Here is a 22,770-nt window from a genome sequence, read left to right as displayed (position 1 = left end):
ATAAAGGCAAATGAAAAACAATAATTTTTTTTAAAAACTGATAATTGTCAGGTTTGCGGGTAAAGTTTTTATAGCCACGAATTCACGAATTTTCTTTTAATCTATTCGTTTAAAAATAATTCGTGAATTCGTGGCTATAAAAAATCTATATCAAAATCTTCTTCAATGATTCAGCAATACTTCGCCATAGGAAATTATAGAATGATTTTTCTTGAATTCGTTCTATTTCAACTTCAGCAGTTTTAGCTTTGTCTTTAGAATCGTTTTTAACCAATAGATTGGCGATTGCAGATTTGAGTTTGGCTTCTTTTTCAGGATTTTTCTTTTTGTATAATTTCACTTTCAAATCATCATAATCTAGCGAAGCATTTCCTTTTGAGATATTATCATTTCCATAGAAATTAAAACGATATTTATTGAAAACCCCAGTAAATGAAGCATTCATATAGGGTTTGCTAAATTGCCCCATTGCTCGAACATCAAAATTTGAAATCACACCTTGAATATGAAAACCATCGTTTTTGTCTAGAACATTAAAACTCCAATCGACATCGAGCGGAGAATTTTTCATGAAAATGGTTTTTACTTTGATTTTTACATCAGCCGTTTTTTTCAATCCAAAACCACTTCGCAAATTAGTTGCCTGCAAATTGAATTTATCGAAAGTTAAAACTCCAGGACCTTTAGAAAAATCAATTTCTTCTTCATAAACCAGTTTAGATTTTAAAACCTGAAGCGTATCAATTTGAAGCGGAAATTTTATATTTCGAAGCAAATGATTATAAAGATATTTTTTGCTCAAATCGTCTTTTGGCATTTTTCCGCGATAAATATTAGCGTCAAAATGATTGATGACTAATGAATTTGCTTTGAAGAAAAAGCGATCATTTTTAAAACCCCAATCCATTTTGGCAACTTGTGCAGAATCGAATTTTAAGGTATAAATATCTTTTTCTTTTTCTAATCGTTTTACAAAATTCGGTCTGTCAAATTGCGGAATATTAGAGAAGTTGTTGATTTTAAGAAAATTCTTTTCCGTACTTATTTTTCCAATATTGATATGATAAAAGGCGCTTGGTCTATAAAATAAACTGTCAATTACCAAAGCATAACTTTTATATTGAATCGGAATTTTTTCTTTTAAAGTGGCGTCGGTTATTAAAATTCCTTCTAGTTTCAAAAGAATTTTTTTGACACTGAAAATCGGTTTTTGAGTATCAAGAGAAACTACATCAACCGTTCCGTCATTCAAGTAAATATTTGAAACCGCAACAATTTTTCGAAACGGATCAACAATTTCCTTCTGAATGCTTTTGCTGTTATTGATTAATTTTTCGCCTTTTTTGTATAAAATAATTCTTGGCTTGTTGATGATAATACTTTCTGCCTGAATAATATCGCGAAAAGCCAAATCCCAAATATTGAAATGTTTTATTGTGATAGATTCAATTTTAGAAAAAAGTCCATTTTTGCTGTCTTTAGGCTCATTTTTCGGATTTACCAATAAGGTCTGCGCGTAGATATTTCGAGAAAAAAGAGAAACTTCAATCTTTTCATAATTGATATTATATGCGGTATTATTTTTCTCGTGAATAATAATCGGAAGCTGTTTTTTGATCCAGTAATTCAGTCCGACATTTGCCAGAATTACAACTACGAGTAAAGAAATTACTCCAATCGCTATTTTTTTATAGATGGACATTTATAGGATTAATTTTAAATACATAAATTTAGGCTTTTAAAGAATCTTTCTTTTATAAGATTTTTGAGAAAAGTTATATCATTTTTGAATTTTTATCTTTTTTTAGAATATGAGAATAATTAAAAAAATCCTGCTCGTTTTAGTGGTTGTCATTGCGCTGTTAGCAATTGGTTTGTGTGCCTATATTTTTCATTTAAAACCAAAATATGAAGGGGAATTAAAACTGAAAAATTTAGAAAAAGAAACGACAGTTTATTTTGATGATTTTGGAGTTCCTCACATTTATGCAGATTCAGAAAAAGATGCGATGACGGCTTTAGGTTACGTACACGCTCAAGAAAGATTATGGCAAATGGAATTACTACGCCGAATTGCACCTGGACGTTTATCTGAAATCTTCGGTGGAGTTGCGCTTAAAAATGATAAATTTTTTGCAGGAATTGGTATTGAAGAAGCTTCGACGAAAGCCATAGCAAAATTGGATAAAAACAGTGAAAGCTATAAATTGACTCAAGCTTATTTGGATGGAATTAATCAATATTTAGAAGAAGGAGTAACGCCAATAGAATTTACTTTGGTTGGAGTAAAAAAGCAAAAGTTTACGATAAATGACGTTTATAACATTTTCGGATATATGTCTTTTAGTTTTGCGATGGCTCAGAAAACAGATCCGTTGTTAACCGATATTAAAAACAAATACGGAGTTGCATACTTGAAGGATTTAGGTATTGATGGCGAATTTAATAATACAAGAATTAGAATCTCAAAAGAGAAAACAGAAGAATATACCGAGATTTCAAAATCGATTTCAGCAATGTTGGATCAGTCTCCGATTCCGCCTTTTGTTGGAAGTAATAGTTGGGTTGTAGGGCCGCAGAAATCAAAAACTGGAAAAGTTATTTTTGCGAATGATCCGCATATTGGGTTTTCGCAGCCTGCCACTTGGTACGAAGCGCATATAGTAACGCCAAAGCACGAATTATATGGTTGTTATTTGGCTGGAACTCCATTTCCACTTTTAGCGCATAACAGAGATTATGCGTATGGTTTAACGATGTTTGAAAATGATGATATCGATTTTTATCAGGAAAAAAATAAAGATGGTGATGTTTCTCAATATCAAACTCCGACAGGTTTTAGTAAATACGAAATCAGAAAGAAAACCATAAAAGTAAAAGATTCTTCGGATGTTGTTATGACATTTAAAATAACGCGTCACGGTCCAATTATGAATGATTTGATGGAACGTTTAGAAAAGAAAAATCCGATTGCAATGTCGTGGACTTACACTAGAGAACCGATTCAAATTTTAGACGCTGCTTACGGACTTTCGCATGCTAAAAGCATTGCTGATTTTAAAAAATCTGTTAGCCTAATTGCTGCGCCAGGATTAAATGTTATGTACGGAGATGCCAAAGGAAATGTTGGTTGGTGGGCGAGCGGCAAATTGTATCGACACAATGAAGGAGTCAATACGCATTTGATTTTAGAAGGCTCAAGCGGTAAAGATGATATTACGAAGTTTTTAGATTTCGAACAGAATCCTTCGGCAGAAAATCCGAAATGGGGTTATGTTTATTCTGCTAATAATCAGCCGGAAGCAATTGATAATGGTTTTTTATATCCAGGATATTATTTGCCAGAAGATCGCGCTAAAAGAATTTCAGGAATTTTAGACGCAAAATCAGATTGGGATAAAGGAGCAATCAGCAAAATGATTTATGACAATACGTCTGATGTTGCAGTTGGCGTGATTAAAGATTTGATTTCAAGTTTGGATGAAAAATCACTTTCAAACAAAGAAAAAGAAGTCATTACAGTTTTAAAATCTTGGAAAGGAACAACAAACTTAGAAGATGTTGCACCGACCATTTACAACAAATGGATTTATCTGTACATGAAAAATACTTTTGAAGACGAAATGGGTAAAGAAAATTTTGGTTTGTTTACCGGAATTTCTCTTGGAAAACAGGTTATTGCCAATCAAATTAAGAATGAGAATTCGGTTTGGTGGGATAATATTAAAACAAAAAACATCAAAGAAACCAGAAAAGATATAGTTTCAAAATCATTTCATGATGCAGTTGCTGCGCTTCAGAATCAATTAGGAGAAAATATTTCCGATTGGAAATGGGGAAAAGTTCATACTGTAGAACACGAACATCCGCTAGGAAAAGTGGCGGCATTAAGAGGATTATTTAATGTCGGTCCTTTTGATTCACCAGGTTCTAATGAAGTAATCAATAATCTATTTTTCGGATTTAATGAAGAAGGAAAGTATTACACCAAAGGCGGACCTTCGACCAGAAGAATTGTAGATTTTGCAGATGTAGAAAACAGTTGGAGCATTTTGCCAACAGGACAATCTGGAAATCCTTTCAGCAAGCATTACGACGATCAAGCTGAAATGTACAATGCTGGAAAGTTCAGAAAAATGAAATTGAACAAAGATGAAATTGTAAAAACTTCAACAAAGTTAGTTTTGAAACCTAGGAAGTAGTTTCATGTTTCAAGTTTCATGTTTCAAGTTGATTCGAAACTTAATAGCAAAGGTTCAAAGGTTTCTATAAAAAACCTCTGAACCTTTGCAACTCTGAACCTTTGTCCCTTTAAAAAAAATTACTTCGAAATCTCAGCTAAAACTTTTTTTCCGTTTTCGTTCGTTGGATCCAATTCTACCGATTTTTTATAATTCGCAATAGCTAAATTCTTATTTCCATCAGCTAAATAAGCCTCACCAAGACTATCATAAGCATTTCCAGATTTTGGAAAAGTTTCTACATTTATTTTAAAAACTTCGATAGCTTCTTTCTTTTTTCCGTCTTGCAATAACTGATATCCAACACGATTCATATCGTTTTCTTTGATGGCATAAGAAGGATCATTCTTTAGTTTTTTATAAGTTTCAGTTCCAGTTGCAGCACCTTTTTCGTTATAAATATCTAATAAATCTAAAGCCAATGATTTCTTCGGCTGATTAAAAGGCTGATTGTATAAAATAGCACGAATGGCGTCGTTCATTTCGCCTAAAACAGTTCCGCCAGTATTATTCAATAAAACAATCAAATTTTTATCAGAAGGATATCTTGAAATAATTGTATTAAAACCATTAATTCCGCCTCCGTGTCCGATAGTTTTTAGTTTGCCTTTGTCGCCATTTTCAACATCATCAATAAACCACCCGTAACCGTAAAAAGCTCTTCCAGCAGAAATATAGGGTTTGAATAACGATTCCATACTCTTTGCGTTAAGCAATTTATTTGTGTAAAGCGCCTGATCCCATAAGTACAAATCTTCTACAGTAGAATATAAAGATCCAGCCGCATACGGAATACTCATGTCAAGATACGCCGCATTTACAATTTGTTTTCCGTGTTTTTCATAACCAGCGGCTCTGTTTTTTAAAATTACGTCGCTGTGATCGTAACCAGAATTAACCATTTTTAAAGGCGTAAAAATAATTTCCTGTAAATATTGCTCGTATGTTTTGCCTGAAACTTTTTCTATAATATAACCCAGTAAAAAATAACCAGAATTGCTGTAATTGAATCTTTCGCCAGGAGTAAATTCGAGCGGAAGACTTGAAAATGTTTTTACAAATTCTTCAGGTGTGTAAGGATTTCGAGATTTATCTTTAAAGAAATTTGGTGCATTGGTATAATTTGGAATTCCAGAAGTATGCGTCAATAAATGATGTGTCGTAATTCTATCTCCGTTTTCTTTTGGATAATCTGGCAAATAAGTAGTAATCGGAACGTCTAATTTTAATTTTCCTTCCTCAGCTAATTTTACAATTAAAAGCGCTGTAAATTGTTTGCTAATAGAACCTAATCTAAATTTTGTATCGGGTTGATTTGGAATATTCCATTCCATATTTGCCGAACCAAATCCTTTTTTGAAAATGACTTTCCCATTTTCAGCCACCAAAGCCGAACCGTTAAATTGTCCGTATTCGTTGTATTTATTTAAAAGTTGTTCGATTTGCTTTGCTTTCTCTTGAGCAAAAGTGCTTAATGTGCTGAATTGAAAAGCAACAAAAAGCAGAATAAGTTGGATTGATTTTTTCATGATGATGGTTTTGGATTAATGAAATAATTCGTTTTTGATTGATGATTGAAACATTGTAACAAAAAGATATTCAGTAATTTAAATCGAAATTTCGATTTTTTCAAATGATATAAATTAATGTCCACAAATTGTTAGACGACCGATTTACGATTTGGTTTCAATATCAATTAACTTTTTTCCATCTTCTCCTAAAAAGTGTTCTATAAGCTTTGCGTAAACTTTATAACCATCGTCTACATTTGTAAAAATAATTAAACCTTGCCTAGTTTTTGGAAGTAAAAAAAATAGCGTTTGCACACCTTTATCTGCTCCGCCGTGAGATAAAGCATAATTATCATTTCCTAAATCGTAGATTTCAAAACCTAAACCAAAATATTTGTTTTTCTTGGTTTCAACTTGATGAGAAATCATGTCATTAAAAACGTTCTGACTTAAACCTTCGCTGTTCATTACACTGCAAAGAAACTTTCCGTAATCTCCAACAGTAGTTAGCAAATCGTCGGCAGCACTTGCGGTTTTATTTTTTGTTGGTTCGTACGCATTTCCGTCTTTGTCATAATTAACGGCATATCTTGAAAGATCAATTTTGTCATTCCAAATCAATTGAGAGTCATTCATTTGCAATGGTTTAAAAATCAATTCTGAAGCAAGTTGATCTAGTGTTTTACCAAATTTTTTCTCCAAAGCTTTTCTTAAATATTCAAAACCTTCACCAGAATATTGGTATTTTGTTCCTGGTTTAAATTTAAAATCCAATTTTCCAGATTCGTTAAAAGACCTCCAATTGGGAAAACCAGTTTGGTGACTTAAAACAATTCTCGTAGTCAATAATTTAAGATTTGAGTCTTTTGCAATATCTGGATCTGTCCAATATTTATAAAGAGGTTCGTCTAAATTCCATTTTCCTTGAGAAACCAATTTTAAAGTGACAATTGCAGTTACAGGTTTTGTCAGTGAAGCTACATTCCAAATGGTATTATAAGGAGCAGGAACATCTCGTTTTAGTTTTCCAAAAGTTTTAATTTGTTTTAGTTTTCCTTCCGAAATTATGCCAAGACCTAAAGCTGGAACATTATTTTCTTTTAGCCATTTTTCGGTTTCCAGATCATTGTCAAAAAGAGCGCTTTTTTCTTCTATAGAGTTAGTTGGTTCATGATCGTAACTTAAAATTCGTTTTAATTTCCAAACATTATTTTCTAAAACCCAAAGATGTGAAAATCTTGCTTTTCCAACTAGTTTTTCATTTTCCTTTAAAAATGGTTCGCCTTTGTTTGTTTTATTTTCATGGAAATAATGAATTCCAGTTTGTAAAGCAGCGTACAGAACTCCATTTTTATATAACGGATAAATTTTATTGCTTTCGTCAATTAATTCTCTTCTAGATTGATACGTTGATGGAGAGGCGCATAAACCGCTTTTCATTGTTTTTACAAAGTCCGCTTTGTTAGAAAGTCCGTTTTTATCGTGGTAAAATTCTAACTGATCGCTGCAAAGGCTTTCGGATACAGAAATGTCGCAAGTATTAAAACCGACATTAAAAAGAAGACTGTCTCGCGACATAATAATTTTGTACAATTCTGAGCTTTTTTCTTCTTGAGAAATAGCATTTTGAATCTGAAAGAATAGTATTCCAGCAAAAAATATTTTTAATTGAAAAATGTAATTGATGATTTTCATTTTGATGATTGATGATTAATGATTTTGCAAAAATAAATCAATCAAGTTTAACAAAATTGTACAAATGCGAAATCTTATCTCTTTTGAGAAAGAAAATACAAGTCAGGATTGAACATTTTTGGAGTTGTTTTAGTAACGTCTTTAAACTTTTTTATAAAATGAGATTGGTCAAAATATTTGTTGTAAAGCGCAATTTCAGTCAAATTCATTTTTGATACATCCATATTAATCATTTGATCGACCGATTTTCTAAACTTCAGAATTTGAATATAATTTTTTATTGTAAGTCCGGTTGCCGTTTTAAATTTAATTTGAAGTAAACGCTGCGAGAGATTTAAAAGTTTTCCGATTTCGGCAACTGAAATTTCTTCGTCATGAATTTTAATCAATTCACAAATTTTCTCCACAAGATTTTGATCTGAATTTGAATCTGATAATGCTTCAAAATATTGATTAATTGTATCTAATAAATCTTCAATGGTATTTTGAATCTGAATTTGAAAAGGTAATTCCGTAAAATCAATTTTAAGAATTGAATCTGTAAAATCGCTCAAATCATATTTCGGAAAAAAGGCAAGTGTCCAAGCATGAAATTGAATTATGGTAACTTTAGTTTTAGGCTCAATATTTACGAGAACTTTATTGGTCATTTGCGAACAAAAGTAGATACCTTCGTTCATCAAATATTTGTTTTTACTCGTATGAACTTCTATAGCATTTCCAGAAACAATAGCAAGATTAAAACAGCCATTTGGTAAAACAAGTTTGTTTTCGATTAGGCTTTCGCCGAAGCTGTTGTCTAGACACCAAATCTTATTGACGAACCTTTCCGTTTTTTTAGAGAGATAATGTTCTGAGTAAAGATTCATTAGGATTTTTGAAAGTTTAAAGGGATTCAGTTAATTATTTAAATGTGACATTCGCTTTATTAATTTTCACCGAATTCACTAGTTCTTTAAATGAATTAAGATATTTAGTGAATTCATCATGGTCTTTGGCAGATAAAACTGCAGTTACAATTGTTGTTTTAGTTTCAATAACCAGTAAAACCTCTTCTTTAGAATCGGGGTAAATATATTTTACGGCTCTGTAACGCCCAGTTAGAAAACTATCACTTTTTAAATTGTCGAAATTTATCTCAAAATCACTAATTTTTACGTCAGGAATTTGATTTTTTAAACCTTCATTATTTCCCTGAATCCACAAATTTAAATCAGGAGATGATTCATAATCTAATCCGTAAACATACATATAAGTATTATCGCTAACTTCTTTTTCGTAAGGTTTTATTAAAAAAGGAATTTCATCTGTTTGTACCTGAATCCAATTTTTAGGAATGTCCAAAATTATGAGATGTTTATTTCCAGTCAACATTTTTGTTTGTGCATAAAAATTGACAGAGATCAGAACAAAAAATAGAATTAGATAGGCTTTATTCTTCATGATTCTTGAAAAGAAATAATAGTTTTTGATGAAGCTAATGTATCATTTTTTTGCTAAAGAGATGAATTACTTTTTTTAATCTTGTTCTAAAGTCAATTAAATATTAGACCATCTGGGGAAATATTTGGCTTATTTTAAAGGTCATGTATATTTATTACTTATTTTTACGTCCCAATATATTAGAATTTTCCTCGATGCAAACATCATTAAAAATTGCCGTTGTTGGTTCTGGACTTGTAGGATCGCTGCTGGCAATTTATCTTAAAAAGGCCGGTCACACTGTTCATGTCTATGATCGAAGCCCTGATATTAGAAAAATAAATTTCTCTGGACGTTCCATTAATTTGGCAATGTCCAATCGTGGCTGGAAAGCGCTAGATGCTGTTGGCGTTGGCGATTCAGTTCGCGAGATTGCAATTCCAATGGACAAACGTGCCATACATTTGGTAGACAAATTGAATTTTCAGAATTATGGTCAGGAAGGCGAATCAATTTACTCCATTTCAAGAGGAAAATTGAACCGTAAAATGATTGATCTTGCTGAAGAAGCGGGAGCTGAATTTCATTTTGAGCAAAAAGTTTGGGATGTTACGCTAAATGATGCAACCTTACATATAGGTGAAAGCGAAAGAGGCGAGTGGGAAGAGCGAAAATTTGATATGGTTTTTGGTGCCGATGGTGCTTTTTCTAGAATTCGTCATAGAATGCAGCGTCAGAGCATGTTCAATTATTCGCAAGAATTTTTGAATATGGGATATAAGGAATTGAATATTCCAGCAAACGCAGACGGAACACATAAATTAGATAAAAACTCCTTTCATATTTGGCCAAGGGGCGAGTATATGTTAATTGCGCTTCCTAATCTTGACGGAAGTTTTACCTGTACCTTATTTATGCCTTTTGAAGGAGAAAATTCTTTTGAATCTTTAACCGATCGAAAAATGGTTGAAGATTTCTTCGAGAAAAATTTCCCAGATTCAATAGAAGTAATTCCAGAACTGGCAAATGATTTCTTTAAAAATCCAACGAGTACTTTGGTTACAATGAAATGTTTTCCTTGGACTTTTGAAAATAAAATTGCTCTTATTGGTGACGCTTGCCACGCCATTGTTCCTTTTTACGGACAAGGAATGAATGCAGGTTTTGAAGATATCACGGTTCTGAATGAAATGATCGAAAAATACGGCGACGATTGGAAAAAGATTTTCGCAGAATATCAGATTTCAAGAAAACCAAATGCAGATGCTATTGCTGAACTTTCGTATCGAAATTTCTTAGAAATGAGTACCAAAACGGCCGACGAAAAATTCTTATTGCAAAAGAAAATAGAGAAAATATTCTCAGATAAATATCCAGACAAATGGATTCCGCTTTACAGCCGTGTAACTTTCAGTGACAGACCTTACGCCGAAGCATTAGCAATTGGTGATTTCCAAAACGGAATTATGGAAGAAGTTTTAAAACTGGATAACATTGAAAATATCTGGAATACTCCGGAAGTCGAAAATAAAATTCTGGAATTATTAGAAAACAGATAAAAGTTTTAAACCATATAAGTTATATAAGTTCATTTCAATATTTGCGTAAAGCTTTTATTAACTTATATAACTTATATGGTTTAATTTTTTTTCTACTTTTTAAAGATTTTGGTTAGAACGCCAAAAACACCTCTAATAAAGGTAGCGCTTGTAACTACTTTCAAAACCGATTTCCCAACAACGCTTGCTGTGCTTGGTTCTGCTTTTGAAGATTTTGCTGGAGCTTGTTCTTCTTGTTCTGCTGCGGCTTGTGTTGCTTCATCGATTTTCTTCGTTAATATTTCGTAAGCGCTTTCACGATCGATTTCTTCGGCATATTTCTTAACTAATTTAGATTTCGTATTTATTTCCTCAATTTCATCATTCGTTAAAACATCCATTCTGCTCATTGGTGCGCGCATCATAGTGGCAACCAAAGGCGTCGGAATACCTTTTTCGTTTAGAGCAGTAACCAATGCCTCACCAATTCCTAGACTAGTAAGCAATTCATCCGTTTTATAATATTCAGAAGTAGGATAATTATCAGCAGTTTTTTTAATCGCTTGGCGATCATTTGCGGTAAAGGCTCTTAGCGCATGCTGAATTTTTAAACCTAACTGTGCCAAAACACCGCTCGGAACATCCATCGGATTTTGCGTTACAAAATATACACCAACACCTTTTGAACGAATTAGTTTTACAATCGTTTCAATTTGTTCCAATAAAGCTTTACTCGCTTCGTTGAAAATAAGATGCGCTTCATCAATAAAGATTACCAATTCTGGCTGATCGGCATCTCCTTTTTCTGGCATTTTCTGATAAATTTCAGCAAGTAGGCTTAACATAAAAGTTGAAAACAATTTAGGTTTGTCTTGAATATCCGTCAAGCGAATGATATTTACATAACCTTTTCCGTTTTCATCAATTCGCATTAAATCATCAGTTTCAAAAGATAATTCTCCAAAGAACAAATCTCCTCCTTGCTGTTCCAATTCGATAATTTTTCTAAGAATCGTTCCAGTAGTTGCAGTTGAGATTTTACCATAATTAGCGGCAATTTCATCTTTACCTTCTTCTGTAATATAATTGATAACTTTTTTAATGTCTTTTAAATCCAATAAAGGCATCTGATTATCATCGCAATATTTAAAGATTACAGCGACAACCCCAGCTTGTGTATCATTAAGGTCTAGTATTCTAGAAAATAATACAGGTCCGAACTCAGAAACTGTTGCTCTCAAACGAACTCCATTCTGTTTAGATAAAGACATTAATTCTACAGGAAATGAAGCTACATTATAAGGTATATTCATTTTAGCATGACGCTCTGTAATAAAACTTTGTTCCTTTCCCTCTTTTGCTATACCACTAAAATCACCTTTAATATCCATCATCAAAACAGGAATTCCAGCATTAGAAAGTTGTTCCGAAAAAACCTGAATTGTTTTAGTTTTTCCAGTTCCCGTTGCACCAGCAATTAGCCCATGACGATTTAAAGTTTTCAACGGAATCTTAACATGTGCTTCTGCAAGTGGCTCTCCGTCAAGTATTGCCCCTCCTAAGGTGATGCTATCACCCTTTGAAGAATAGCCCGTATTTATAGCTTCAATAAAATTGTCTTTTTTATTCATGTTTTTATTTGTAATTTAGGTGATTATATAAGTATAGCTTTGTTTTAGAGCGCTTTTATTATAGTTTTTTTTAGTAAGAAAAAGGCTTTTTTGATTGAAATATTAATAAAAAAAAAATTCGCAGCTTTTTAAGAAGATATCAAAGGAATCTTTGAATATTTACTAAAACGTTGTAATTTTTCCAATTATCGTCGTATTTTTTGTTTTATCTAAAAAATGATGCGACCAATTTAATGAGATATTTTTTAAATTGAAGTTAAATTTCGGTCAATTAAATTAAAAAAAGTTTTTTTATTTAAACTAAACGTATAAATTTGCTCCTCTACAAGTTAAATATAACTAAAAAATAAAAATTATTTAAAACTATTAAAATTAAAAAAAATGGCAAACGTTAAAGTTAAAAAAGAGAGCACTTCAAATGGGGGAGGAATGATTACAGGAATCATTATTGTAGCGTGTATCTTAGTTGGGTTTTTAATTTGGAAATTCGTGATGGGTTCTCCTGCTAACTTTGAGGGAGGTAATCCAGAAACAGGTCACCCAATCAATACTTTAGGAATGGTATACAAAGGAGGTTTTATCGTACCAGCATTATTAGGTATGTTCTTAATGGTTGTTGTTTTTTCTATTGAAAGATTTATTGTTATCTCTAAAGCTGCTGGAAAAGCTAATTTAGATACATTCATGAAAAATGTTCAAGGTAGTATTAAAGAAGGAAACATCGAGGCTGCTATCGCTTCATGTGACAAACAACAAGGTTCTGTTGCAAACGCAATTAAATCTGCTTTGATTAAATATCAAGACGTTAAAAAAGAAGGATTCAACAGTGAAGAAGCTTCTGAAGTAATCCACAAAGAAATTGAAGAGGCAACTTCATTAGAAATGCCAATGTTAGAGAAAAACATGACTATTGTTTCTACTTTAGTATCTTTAGGTACATTAGGAGGATTATTAGGAACTGTATCTGGTATGATTAAAGCGTTTGGTGCGTTAGCTTCTGCTGGAACTCCAGACCAAGCTGCTCTTGCAACAGGTATCTCTGAGGCACTTATCAACACTGCAACAGGTATCTCTACTTCTGTATTAGCGATCATCTCTTACAACTTCTTTACTGCTAAAATTGACGATTTAACTTACTCTATCGATGAGGCTGGTACTACTATCGTTAATACTTACAGAAAATTCAGAGGAAGTTTAAGACAATAATTAATTTTTGATATTTAATTATCAAAAACATAAAATAAAAAGATAATGGCTAAAATAAAAATGAAAAAAAAGTCTACATCGACAGATATGACTGCGATGTGTGATGTTGCATTCCTTTTGCTAACGTTCTTTATTTTGACCGCTACTGCTAAAGTGCCAGAAGCACTTCCTGTAGACATGCCTTCTTCTGTTGCTCAAACTAAATTGCCAGATTCAGATTTGGCTATTATTACAGTAGGAAAAGGAAAAGTGTTTTTTGACATCAAAGGTAGAGAGATCCGTAAAAGAACTCTTGAAGGTATTGGTGCAAAATATGGTATTAATTTCTCAGAAGAAGATAAAACCAAATTTTCATTAATGGATGATTTTGGTGTGCCAGTTACAGGTTTAAAGCAAATCATTGACATGAAAGCGGCGGACAGAACCAAAGCAGAACAACCTGGAATTCCTTTGGATTCATTAGATAATCAATTAAAAGAATGGCTTCTTATTTCAAGAAGAGCTACAATTGATTTAGATGACAAAGAATTGCAGATTGCGATAAAAGGAGATGCTAAAGAAGAATATCCAAAAATCAAAAAAATTATGGATATCTTACAAGATCAGAAAATCAACTCTTTTAACTTGGTTACAGGTAAGAGAGGGAGAGACTTTTAATTAAAAAATATACACTAAAATGGCTGAATTAAATACTGGCGACGGCGGTGGTGGTAAAGGCGGTAAAGTAAGAAGCAAAAAACAAAGCTCGAAAGTCGATTTAACGGCGATGGTAGATTTGGCATTCTTATTGATTACATTCTTTATGTTAACTACTTCGTTGTCAAAACCTCAATCGATGGATTTGTCATTGCCAAATAAAGATGATAAAGATACCGACACGAAGGACACCAAAGTAGACGAAAATCGTACCATGACAGTAATGTTGGGCGGCGATAATAAAATGGTTTACTACATGGGGTTATTAGCTACTCCTAAAGTAGGTCCGAAAGACATTGCTTATGGTAAAGATGGAATCCGTAGAGAATTATTAAAACAGAAAAAAAATGTTTTAGAATATTCTGCAGCTTTGGGGAAACCAAAAAACGGAATCATTGTGATCATTAAACCAACTAAGAAATCAAATTACAAAAATTTGGTTGACATATTGGACGAGATGGCTATTGTGGGAGTTGAAACGTACGCAATTGTTCCTGAATTTACACCAGAAGAGACAAAAGTGATTGATAAAAAATAAGAGCAATCTTAAATTTTATCAACTAAAAAATCAAGAGATATGAAATTAGATATTATAAAAAATCAATGGCTTGATATCGTATTCGAAGGACGTAATAAGATATATGGAGCATACGAGCTAAGAAAATCGAACGGTAAGACTACTGTGAAAGCACTTATTATCGGTTCTATTATTTTTAGTTTTGCAGTTGCTGCACCTCTTATTGCTAGTCTTTTACCAGATTCGCAAGAAGTGGAAGAAAACAACGATATTAAGATTGCAACGGTAAAATTACCTCCAAAGAAAAAAGAGGAAATTAAACCAAATCAACCGCCACCACCACCACCACCACCAAAAGTGGATCAGGTAAAATTCGTAAAACCTGTGGTTGCAAAAGCGGAAGAAGTAACTGAAGATCCACCAAAAATTGTGGATTTGAAAGACAAAAAAGTTGGTGCTGAAACCATCAAAGGAGATCCAGATGCAGTTTTAACTGTTGATGAGCCAGTTGGAAAAGGACCAGTTCAAGAAGTAATTCAAGAAGATAACACTGTATATAACACAGCTGGTATCGAAGTAAAACCAGATTTCCCAGGTGGTATTGATAAATTCTACAAATTCGTAGGAAACAACTACAAGACTCCAGAAGAAGAAGGTTTAAAAGGTAAAGTTTACGTTACGTTTGTAGTTGAAAAAGACGGGTCGTTAACAGATATTAAAGTTTTAAGAGATATCGGTTACGGTACAGGAGCAGAAGCAATTCGTGTTCTTAAAAAATGTCCAAAATGGACTCCCGGCGAGCAAAATGGTAAAAAAGTTAGGGTATTATATTCTCTTCCTATTACTATTCAATCTGCAGAATAATGTTAAAAGATATGCTTAATAATATTCAGAAGAAATCGCTCAAAGAGCGATTTCTTCTTGTTTTAGGAATACTGTTTTTTTTAATTTATCTTGTACTCGGTTTAATGATTATGTTTTGGGAAAAACTCCCGCTTAATATGGAGCCAAAGTACAGATATGCTTTTGGAGGATTACTGATAGTATATTCTGCAATAAGATTTTTAAGATTAATTAATGCAAAAGAATAAATAGGTATGTTGAAATATAGTAAGACTTTAGGAGTTGTAGTTTTTGTCTTTTTGTTTGTAATGTGCAACCAAAAAAACAAGAGTGAAGCTGAAAAAGAAACCATTTTAAAAGGATCTCTTGATATTGCTGTAGACGAAACAGTAAAACAAATTGTAGATGATCAGGTTGCTGTTTTTGAAGGAACTTACTATGATGCAAAAATTACGGTTAAGCCAAAATCAGAAGCTGAAGTAATTAACGATTTGTTGAATAAAAAAACAAAAGTCGCAATAACGACAAGAGACTTAACAGCTGATGAGAAAGCTCGCTTTGAAAAAAGTAAGATTAATCCACGAGTTACACCTTTTGCTCATGATGCGATTGCATTTATTTCAAGTAAAAGCAATAATGATACACTTATTGCGTTGAAAAGTGTAATCGATTTTCTGCAAGGTAAACCAGATACAAAGATTAAAGGTTTAGTTTTTGATAATCCTAACTCTAGTACGGTTCGCTATATGAAAGATTTAGCGAAGATAAAAGAGGTTCCAAAATCTGGAGTTTTCTCCTTTAAAACAAATAAGGAGGTAATCAAATTTGTTTCTGAAAACGAAGGGATGATTGGTGTTATTGGTATTAACTGGTTTTATCAACCAACTCCTGATATGGTAGAGACTATCGACAAGATAAACGTTCTTTACGTAAAAGGCCTAACAGGCAATGAGTATTACAGTCCTACTCAGAATGACTTAGAAATTGGTAAATACCCTTTGGCACGTGATTTGTTTATAATCAATTGTCAGGGTTACTCTGGTCTAGGTATGGGATTTGCCTCTTTTATAGCAGGTGACATTGGACAAAGAATCGTTTTGAAATCGGGTTTGCTTCCCTATAAAACTCCAGGACGTAAGCTTAAAATTAGAAATGAAATTATAAAAGATAAAGAATAAATTAATTACGATAAAGATGAATAAATTTAAAATTTTTAGTCTTGCTTTAATTGCGTCGGCTGCCGGTGCAAATGCGCAAGACATAAACGAAGCAAAAAAAGCAATTGATGCGGAACAGTTTGACAAAGCAAAAACTATCCTAAAATCAATTATTAAATCTAAACCATCAGATGGTGAAGCTAACTTTGTTTTAGGTAACGTTTATTTGAATCAATCTGTTGTTGACTCTGCTAAAATCTATTATAATAATGGATTACAAGCTTCAGATAAGAAAAACTTAAGCTACATTGGTTTAGGACAATTAGACTTAGATGCTAAAAATACGGCTGCTGCTCAAGCAAATTTTGCTTTGGCAACTAAAGATATGAGAAAGAAAGATGTAAATGAGTTTATTTACATTGGTAGAGCTTATATAAACTCTGATAATCCAGACTATAAGAATGCAATTGCGGTTTTGCAAAAAGCTTTAGCGATTGATCCTCAAAATGCGCAGGCTCTTTTAGCTATCGGTGATGCTTATTATGGAGATAAAAACCAAAATGATGCATACAAAGCGTATCGTGATGCTTTTGCTGCTGATAATACTTTGTTAAGAGCAAAAATGCAGTTAGGTGTTTTATTAAAAGGAGCTAAATCGTACGATGAAGCAATTAAATCATTCAATGAAGTTATTGCTTTAAATGCTAATTACGGACCAGTTTACCGAGAGCTTGCTGAAACTTATTACAAATGGGCAAGAAATAAGCCTTCTACTGCTAAAGTTAATTTACAGAACGCGATTACTAACTACGAAAAGTATTTGAGTTTAACAGATTACTCTTTAGATTCAAAAATGCGTCATGCAGATTTCTTAATCTTAGTTAAAGATTACAAACAATTGGAAACTGTTGCAAATAAAATGATTGCTCAAGATAAAGTAAATCCTAGAATCTACAGATATTTAGGATATGCTGCTTACGAAAACGGAAATGTTGATGTAGCGATTAAATCTATTGAGGATTTTATGAAAGCGCCAGAAAATAAAGTAATTGGTAGAGATTACTATTACTTAGGATTAGCTAAAATTAAGAAAGGAACTGCTGCTGACGGTACAATTGACCAAGCTGCTTTTGATGCAGGTTTAGCTGATATCAAAAAAGCAATTGAGTTAGAGCCATTAGTAGTTGAAGAATTTGCTGATTTTGGAAAAGAATTATTCAGTAAAAAACAATATACACAAGCAGCATCAATTTTTGAGCTTGGTGCAAACAATAAAGAATCTAAAAATTATTTAGATGATGCTGTATATTATGGAATTTCTGTTTATTACGGAAATGCTGGTAAACCTGCTGAAAGCCGTGATAAAGCTGCTTTAGAAAATGCAAATGCTACTTTTGATAAAGTTCTTGAAGCATCTCCATCATATGATGAAGCTTACTTGTACAAAGGAAGAATCAACAGTGCATTGGATAAAGATGACATGATCATTAAAAACTATGAAGAGTATGTAACTAAAGTTACTGCTAAAGGTGCGGAAGAGTTAGCAAAACCTGCTACAACTAAAAAAGTTATTGAGGCTTACAATGCAATTGGTGCTGCTTATGCTAATACAGATAAAGCTAAAGCTATTGAATATTTCAATAAAACTTTAGTGTTAGATCCTGCAAACTCATACGCTACACAGTCTGTAAAATCTTTAAAATAATTTAGATTTTTATAATAAATCAAAAACCGATAGTTCAAAAAACTATCGGTTTTTTTGTTATGTATATTATTGACTATCTTTGCACTCTTAAAATATTAAAATGTTACCAAAAGAAATACAATTAGAAGTAAATAAAGGAGCAATGCTTCCTTTGATGGAAGAGTTTTATACCATTCAAGGAGAAGGCGCACATACAGGGCGTGCTGCTTACTTTATTAGGATTGGAGGATGTGATGTTGGATGTCATTGGTGCGATGTAAAAGAAAGCTGGAATGCGGAGATTCATCCGCCGACAAGTATTGATTTAATTGTAGATAATGCAGCAAAATATGCTGATACTGTTGTTGTAACAGGAGGAGAACCTTTATCTTGGGACATGACTCTGCTGACAAAACGTTTAAAAGAAAAAGATTTAAAGGTTCATATCGAAACTTCTGGTGCTTTTCCATTGTCAGGTGTATGGGATTGGATTTGTCTTTCTCCAAAAAAAAATAAATTACCTACTCAAACCGTTTATGATAATGCACACGAATTGAAAGTGATTATTTATAATAAGCATGATTTTATTTTTGCAGAGGAACAAGCGGAATTAGTCAATGACAATGCTATCTTATTTTTGCAACCAGAATGGAGTAAAAAAGAAGAAATGACTCCTCTTATTGTTGATTATGTTATGAATAATCCAAAATGGAGAGTTTCGTTGCAAACGCATAAGTATCTAAATATACCATAAATAGAAAATCCCTTCAAACGAAGGGATTTTTTTGTGTAGTCAAAGTATACAAATGTGTAATAAATAAACTATTTTTTATTTCCAGTTTTTATATTTTTTTAAAGTTGTAATGTGAGCAAGATGATGGTTTCCGTGCCAAGCATAACTGCCAATGATTTTCTTTATTTTATTTTCTGAATTATCTGAAGGATGTATAAATGTCTTTTCTAAATCCGATTCAGATAAGTTTTTCATAATGTAAGCTAATCTAAAGTGCAGTCCCTTCAACAAATCCAGTGTTGGTTTAATAGGCATTGTTAAATTATCATGTATTTCAGACCATAATACTTCGTCATACGCTTTAATTACGGGATTATTTTCCGTGAGAGCCCATTTAATTCTAATATAACAATTCATGTGGCTTTCGGAACAATGATGAATAACTTGTCTAACAGTCCATCCTCCAGGACGGTAAGGCGTGTCTAATTGTTCGTCTGTTAAATGAATTACTTCTTTTTCTAGTCGATTTGGAAATGTTTCAATTTCTTCGATTTTTGTAGCAAGATATTCGGCCGAATAATAGTCAGGTGCAGTAAATTTTCCGATTGGATATTTTAATTTTTCTAAATCTAATTCTTCCATAAATTTTAATTCGCTTTTATTTTTAAATAGTAAGTTTTGCTAAATAATCATAATGATCTCCCTCCAAAATAAGTTCGCATTGCAATCCGTTTGCATTTGCGGCATTTTGCAGAGTATTGTAATCTAAATATAACCAGTCAAAAGGTTGTTCTTTTTCTCCTTTGTAAGTTATATTAAAAACGAGTTCTCCATAATAATCATTTTCAGAAGGAATCCATTTTCCGCCATCTTCATCTTCGTCAAACATATATATAATGTCTGAACTGTCAATTAAAATCTGTCCTCTTGGATTCAGTAAAGATTTTAACTTCAAAAGATATTCGTTGCAGTTTTTTAATTTCCCAAAAATCCCAGTTCCATTCATTAAAACTAGAATGGTGTCAAATTTTTCACCTTCAAAATCTAGAATATTTTTTACTTGAGCATTTTTTATTCCTCTTAAAAGCACAGTTTCGATTGCTTTTTCTGAAATATCAATAGCAGTTACGTCTAAATTTCGTTCGTTTTGTAAAGATAAAGCATGGCTTCCAGCGCCGCATCCGACATCTAATGTTTTTCCGTAAGCCAATTGAAGCGCTTTTTGTTCAATTTTGGGCATTTCATTATAAGTTCGAAAAAGATATTCGACACTCATTTCATCTTCTTCAGAGATTGAAGTTTCAGTAATAATATCTTCAGGCGAATTATTGGTGTAGAAATCAAATATCGCTTTCCCAAAAAGATCTTTCATTGTTTTATTTTAAAGTTTAAGGTTTCGAGTTCAAAGTTGCTTAATTTTGCAGATCAACTTTAAATTTTAAACTTGAAACAGATTTTAAATAACTTAAGCAAGTTAGCCAAAGATAAGCATAACGAGAATAAAAAGTATTTCGACAAGCTTAAAAAGAAACAGCCAAAGAATTTAGACTACGTTATGCAGGATTTGCATAATGCAGAATTTAAAAGAACGGACTGTTTGAAGTGTGCGAATTGCTGTAAAACAACTGGGCCATTATTTACTTTGGCCGATATTGAACGAATATCAAAGCATTTTCGACAAAAGCCACAGCAATTTATAGAACAGTATCTTCGCATTGATGAAGATAAAGATTATGTTTTGAAAAGTGTTCCGTGTACTTTTTTGGATAACGAAAACTACTGTATGATATATGATGTTCGTCCAAAAGCGTGTAGAGAATTTCCTCATACCGATAGAAACAAATTTTATCAAATTTCAAATCTGACATTAAAGAATGTTGAGATTTGTCCCGCAGCATTTAACATTGTGGAAGAAATGAAAAAGAAACTTCCTCTTTAAATAATAAAGAACACGAATTGTTTTCAAGAACTTCTTATTTTATTCTTTTAAGATGTATTTTTGAGAATGGAATAATTAAAAACCTATAATTTGAATTTAGAATATTTTATAGCCAAAAGACTCATTACTGCAAAAGATTACAAAAGCAGCATCTCGGCACCTATTATTAAAATTGCTATTTCGGCAATTGCAATTGGAATAATTATGATGATGGTTTCTGTTGCGACGGGAATTGGTTTGCAGAAAAAAATTCGAGATAAAGTCTCAGCTTTCAATGGACAGATTATTATTTCTAATTATGACAATAATAATTCTGAAGTAACCCTAGTTCCGATTTCAAAAAAACAGGATTTTTATCCTAATTTCAAAAGTGTTCCAGAAGTTACCCATATTCAAGCAATAGCAAGTAAAGCAGGAATCATAAGAACTGAAAATGCATTTGAAGGAATTGTTTTTAAGGGAGTCGGAGCTGATTATGACTGGAATAATATTAAAGAATATATTGTAGAAGGTAAATTGCCAGATTTTAGCAAAGAAATCAATGAAGATGTTATTGTTTCGAGATTTTTAGCAAATAGGCTTAATTTGAAACTTGGAGATCAATTCAATACTTTTTTTATAAAAGAAGAACAAGGGAAACTGCCAAATAGCCGTAGATTTAAGATTGTTGGGATATTTAATTCCGGATTTCAGGATTTTGATGCTACTTATATAATTGGCGACATTCGACATATTCAAAGAATTAATAAATGGAATGAAGATCAAATAGGAGCATTCGAAGTTTTTGTGAATGACTTTAATGAAATTAAATCAGTTGGAAATCTAGTTTACGAAAAAACATCTTCAACTCTCGACACAGAAACCATTGTAGAAAAGTACAGTTATATATTTGATTGGTTACAATTATTCGACTTTAATATAATAGTGATTTTAGCAGTAATGATTTTAGTAGCTACAATTAATATGGTAGTAGCATTATTGGTTCTTATTCTAGAAAGGACCCAAATGATCGGAATTTTGAAATCAATGGGGGCAAATAACTGGTCGGTTCGTAAAATATTTTTGTATAACGCTTTTTATCTTATCCTACGTGGATTGTTTTGGGGAAATCTAATTGGTATTTCCATTTTATTAATCCAACAGCAATTTGGCATAGTGCAATTGAATCCGGAAAATTATTATGTAAATCAAGCGCCAGTTTATCTAAATTGGATTTACATTTTACTTTTAAACATACTAACAGTAACAGTTTGTTTTCTGGTGTTGTTAATTCCATCTTATATAATAACAAAAATATCTCCAGTAAAAGCTATACGATTTGATTAAAGAAATAAAACTCTAATTTTATTTTATAACCCGACAGTTTGTTAAAGCGCGTCGGGTTTGTTTTTTCTACATATATAGTATGGCATAAAATCCAGTTTTACTGTAGAGGCGCACCGCAGTGCGTCTATTGCATATTGTCTATTGGAATTTGAAATTTGAGTATTGATATTAATATTAATAAGGAGCTGATCCCGCTATCCGCTGCAATCTTTTTGCGGCGAACCCCGCCACAAAAAGGATTTCCGCTTCTATCGGGGCTAGGGCATCGGTTTTCAGAAGAAATTCCGAGGAAAGAAATGCGTTTTGGGAAGAAATAGAGAAGAAGAAAGGAAAAAAACTTAGCGCCTTAGCGTCTTTGCGAGATCAAATCGGTGCAAATAGGGCTTTCCAAAACCTGATAGGTGTTTAGAAAAGCGCCAAAAAAGATAAAAACTCCGCAAAACAGGAAGAAGAAACAGGAGCAAAAATAAAGAAACCGCACCATGATTCAGAAAAACCCCACAAGTCATCAAAAAAAATGAAACTGTAAACAATCCGTTATCAGCAGGTTAAGAAAAAGATCGAAAAAAGATTGAAAAAAGCTTGGAAAAAGTATTGGATAACTGGAAAAAGGTTCTACTTTTGCACCCGC

Annotated in this window: 20 protein-coding genes; 12 read left to right on the top strand and 8 right to left on the bottom strand. The window is 32.4% G+C overall.

The features are described from left to right. Window positions 1–145: 145 nt before the first annotated feature. Window positions 146–1,702 (bottom strand): hypothetical protein, encoded by a 1,557-nt coding sequence (locus HNP35_RS00095; protein WP_184159635.1) that lies wholly within the window; start codon window positions 1,700–1,702, stop codon window positions 146–148. A 109-nt stretch (window positions 1,703–1,811) separates the two neighbouring features. Between HNP35_RS00095 and HNP35_RS00090 the strand changes: the two genes are divergently transcribed. Further along, window positions 1,812–4,202, top strand: coding sequence for a penicillin acylase family protein (locus tag HNP35_RS00090; RefSeq protein WP_184159637.1), 2,391 nt, complete (start codon window positions 1,812–1,814; stop codon window positions 4,200–4,202). A gap of 119 nt (window positions 4,203–4,321) precedes the next feature. Here HNP35_RS00090 and HNP35_RS00085 read toward each other — a convergent pair whose 3' ends face one another. From HNP35_RS00085 to HNP35_RS00070, 4 genes are all read right to left on the bottom strand, one after another. Then, window positions 4,322–5,770 (bottom strand): serine hydrolase, encoded by a 1,449-nt coding sequence (locus HNP35_RS00085; protein WP_184159639.1) that lies wholly within the window; start codon window positions 5,768–5,770, stop codon window positions 4,322–4,324. A 144-nt stretch (window positions 5,771–5,914) separates the two neighbouring features. Continuing rightward, the gene (locus HNP35_RS00080; RefSeq protein ID WP_184159641.1) at window positions 5,915–7,447 is read right to left on the bottom strand and encodes a serine hydrolase; all 1,533 of its coding nucleotides are present in this window, start codon (window positions 7,445–7,447) and stop codon (window positions 5,915–5,917) included. Between the two features lie 74 nt (window positions 7,448–7,521). Next, window positions 7,522–8,316 (bottom strand): helix-turn-helix domain-containing protein, encoded by a 795-nt coding sequence (locus tag HNP35_RS00075; protein ID WP_184159643.1) that lies wholly within the window; start codon window positions 8,314–8,316, stop codon window positions 7,522–7,524. Between the two features lie 34 nt (window positions 8,317–8,350). Further along, window positions 8,351–8,890 (bottom strand): hypothetical protein, encoded by a 540-nt coding sequence (locus tag HNP35_RS00070; RefSeq protein ID WP_184159645.1) that lies wholly within the window; start codon window positions 8,888–8,890, stop codon window positions 8,351–8,353. A gap of 194 nt (window positions 8,891–9,084) precedes the next feature. Here HNP35_RS00070 and HNP35_RS00065 point away from each other — a divergent pair, with 194 nt between their 5' ends. Beyond that, complete coding sequence (locus tag HNP35_RS00065) at window positions 9,085–10,428, top strand: FAD-dependent oxidoreductase (protein WP_184159647.1); 1,344 nt, start codon at window positions 9,085–9,087, stop codon at window positions 10,426–10,428. A gap of 92 nt (window positions 10,429–10,520) precedes the next feature. Here the strand turns inward: HNP35_RS00065 and HNP35_RS00060 are convergent, their stop codons facing one another. Further along, a complete protein-coding gene (locus tag HNP35_RS00060; RefSeq protein ID WP_184159649.1) occupies window positions 10,521–12,038 on the bottom strand; it encodes a helicase HerA-like domain-containing protein in 1,518 nt (505 codons plus the stop codon). A gap of 381 nt (window positions 12,039–12,419) precedes the next feature. On the opposite strand from HNP35_RS00060, the gene HNP35_RS00055 reads away from it, so the two are divergent. The 8 genes from HNP35_RS00055 (at window position 12,420) to HNP35_RS00025 (ending at window position 18,895) form a co-directional block, all read left to right on the top strand. After that, complete coding sequence (locus HNP35_RS00055; protein ID WP_184159650.1) at window positions 12,420–13,244, top strand: MotA/TolQ/ExbB proton channel family protein; 825 nt, start codon at window positions 12,420–12,422, stop codon at window positions 13,242–13,244. A 45-nt stretch (window positions 13,245–13,289) separates the two neighbouring features. Next, window positions 13,290–13,901, top strand: coding sequence for an ExbD/TolR family protein (locus HNP35_RS00050; RefSeq protein WP_184159652.1), 612 nt, complete (start codon window positions 13,290–13,292; stop codon window positions 13,899–13,901). A 19-nt stretch (window positions 13,902–13,920) separates the two neighbouring features. Further along, complete coding sequence (locus HNP35_RS00045) at window positions 13,921–14,478, top strand: ExbD/TolR family protein (RefSeq protein ID WP_184159654.1); 558 nt, start codon at window positions 13,921–13,923, stop codon at window positions 14,476–14,478. A gap of 39 nt (window positions 14,479–14,517) precedes the next feature. Beyond that, a complete protein-coding gene (locus HNP35_RS00040; RefSeq protein WP_184159656.1) occupies window positions 14,518–15,321 on the top strand; it encodes an energy transducer TonB in 804 nt (267 codons plus the stop codon). Beyond that, window positions 15,321–15,548 (top strand): hypothetical protein, encoded by a 228-nt coding sequence (locus tag HNP35_RS23740; protein ID WP_184159658.1) that lies wholly within the window; start codon window positions 15,321–15,323, stop codon window positions 15,546–15,548. The genes HNP35_RS00040 and HNP35_RS23740 overlap by 1 nt, the downstream gene beginning before the upstream one ends. Before the next feature lie 6 nt (window positions 15,549–15,554). After that, window positions 15,555–16,478 carry a PstS family phosphate ABC transporter substrate-binding protein gene (locus HNP35_RS00035; RefSeq protein ID WP_184159660.1) on the top strand — a complete coding sequence of 308 codons (924 nt, stop codon included), beginning with the start codon at window positions 15,555–15,557 and terminating at the stop codon, window positions 16,476–16,478. A 16-nt stretch (window positions 16,479–16,494) separates the two neighbouring features. Beyond that, window positions 16,495–18,162 carry a tetratricopeptide repeat protein gene (locus HNP35_RS00030; protein ID WP_184159662.1) on the top strand — a complete coding sequence of 556 codons (1,668 nt, stop codon included), beginning with the start codon at window positions 16,495–16,497 and terminating at the stop codon, window positions 18,160–18,162. A gap of 100 nt (window positions 18,163–18,262) precedes the next feature. After that, window positions 18,263–18,895 carry a 7-carboxy-7-deazaguanine synthase QueE gene (locus HNP35_RS00025; protein ID WP_184159664.1) on the top strand — a complete coding sequence of 211 codons (633 nt, stop codon included), beginning with the start codon at window positions 18,263–18,265 and terminating at the stop codon, window positions 18,893–18,895. Between the two features lie 75 nt (window positions 18,896–18,970). On the opposite strand, the gene HNP35_RS00020 is transcribed toward HNP35_RS00025, so the two are convergent. After that, window positions 18,971–19,516: a YfiT family bacillithiol transferase gene (locus HNP35_RS00020; RefSeq protein ID WP_184159666.1), complete on the bottom strand. Its 546-nt coding sequence runs from the start codon at window positions 19,514–19,516 to the stop codon at window positions 18,971–18,973. A gap of 22 nt (window positions 19,517–19,538) precedes the next feature. Then, window positions 19,539–20,246, bottom strand: a complete 708-nt coding sequence (locus HNP35_RS00015; protein WP_184159668.1) for a class I SAM-dependent methyltransferase — start codon at window positions 20,244–20,246, stop codon at window positions 19,539–19,541. A 72-nt stretch (window positions 20,247–20,318) separates the two neighbouring features. On the opposite strand from HNP35_RS00015, the gene HNP35_RS00010 reads away from it, so the two are divergent. After that, a complete protein-coding gene (locus HNP35_RS00010; protein ID WP_184159670.1) occupies window positions 20,319–20,813 on the top strand; it encodes a YkgJ family cysteine cluster protein in 495 nt (164 codons plus the stop codon). A 90-nt stretch (window positions 20,814–20,903) separates the two neighbouring features. Next, window positions 20,904–22,139 carry an ABC transporter permease gene (locus HNP35_RS00005; RefSeq protein ID WP_184159672.1) on the top strand — a complete coding sequence of 412 codons (1,236 nt, stop codon included), beginning with the start codon at window positions 20,904–20,906 and terminating at the stop codon, window positions 22,137–22,139. The last annotated feature ends 631 nt before the right edge of the window (window positions 22,140–22,770 follow it).

The organism is Flavobacterium notoginsengisoli (assembly GCF_014207905.1).
Taxonomy (GTDB): domain Bacteria; phylum Bacteroidota; class Bacteroidia; order Flavobacteriales; family Flavobacteriaceae; genus Flavobacterium; species Flavobacterium notoginsengisoli_A.
Note: the sequence above shows the minus strand (reverse complement) of the source record. Positions and strands in the feature narration are given on the sequence as shown.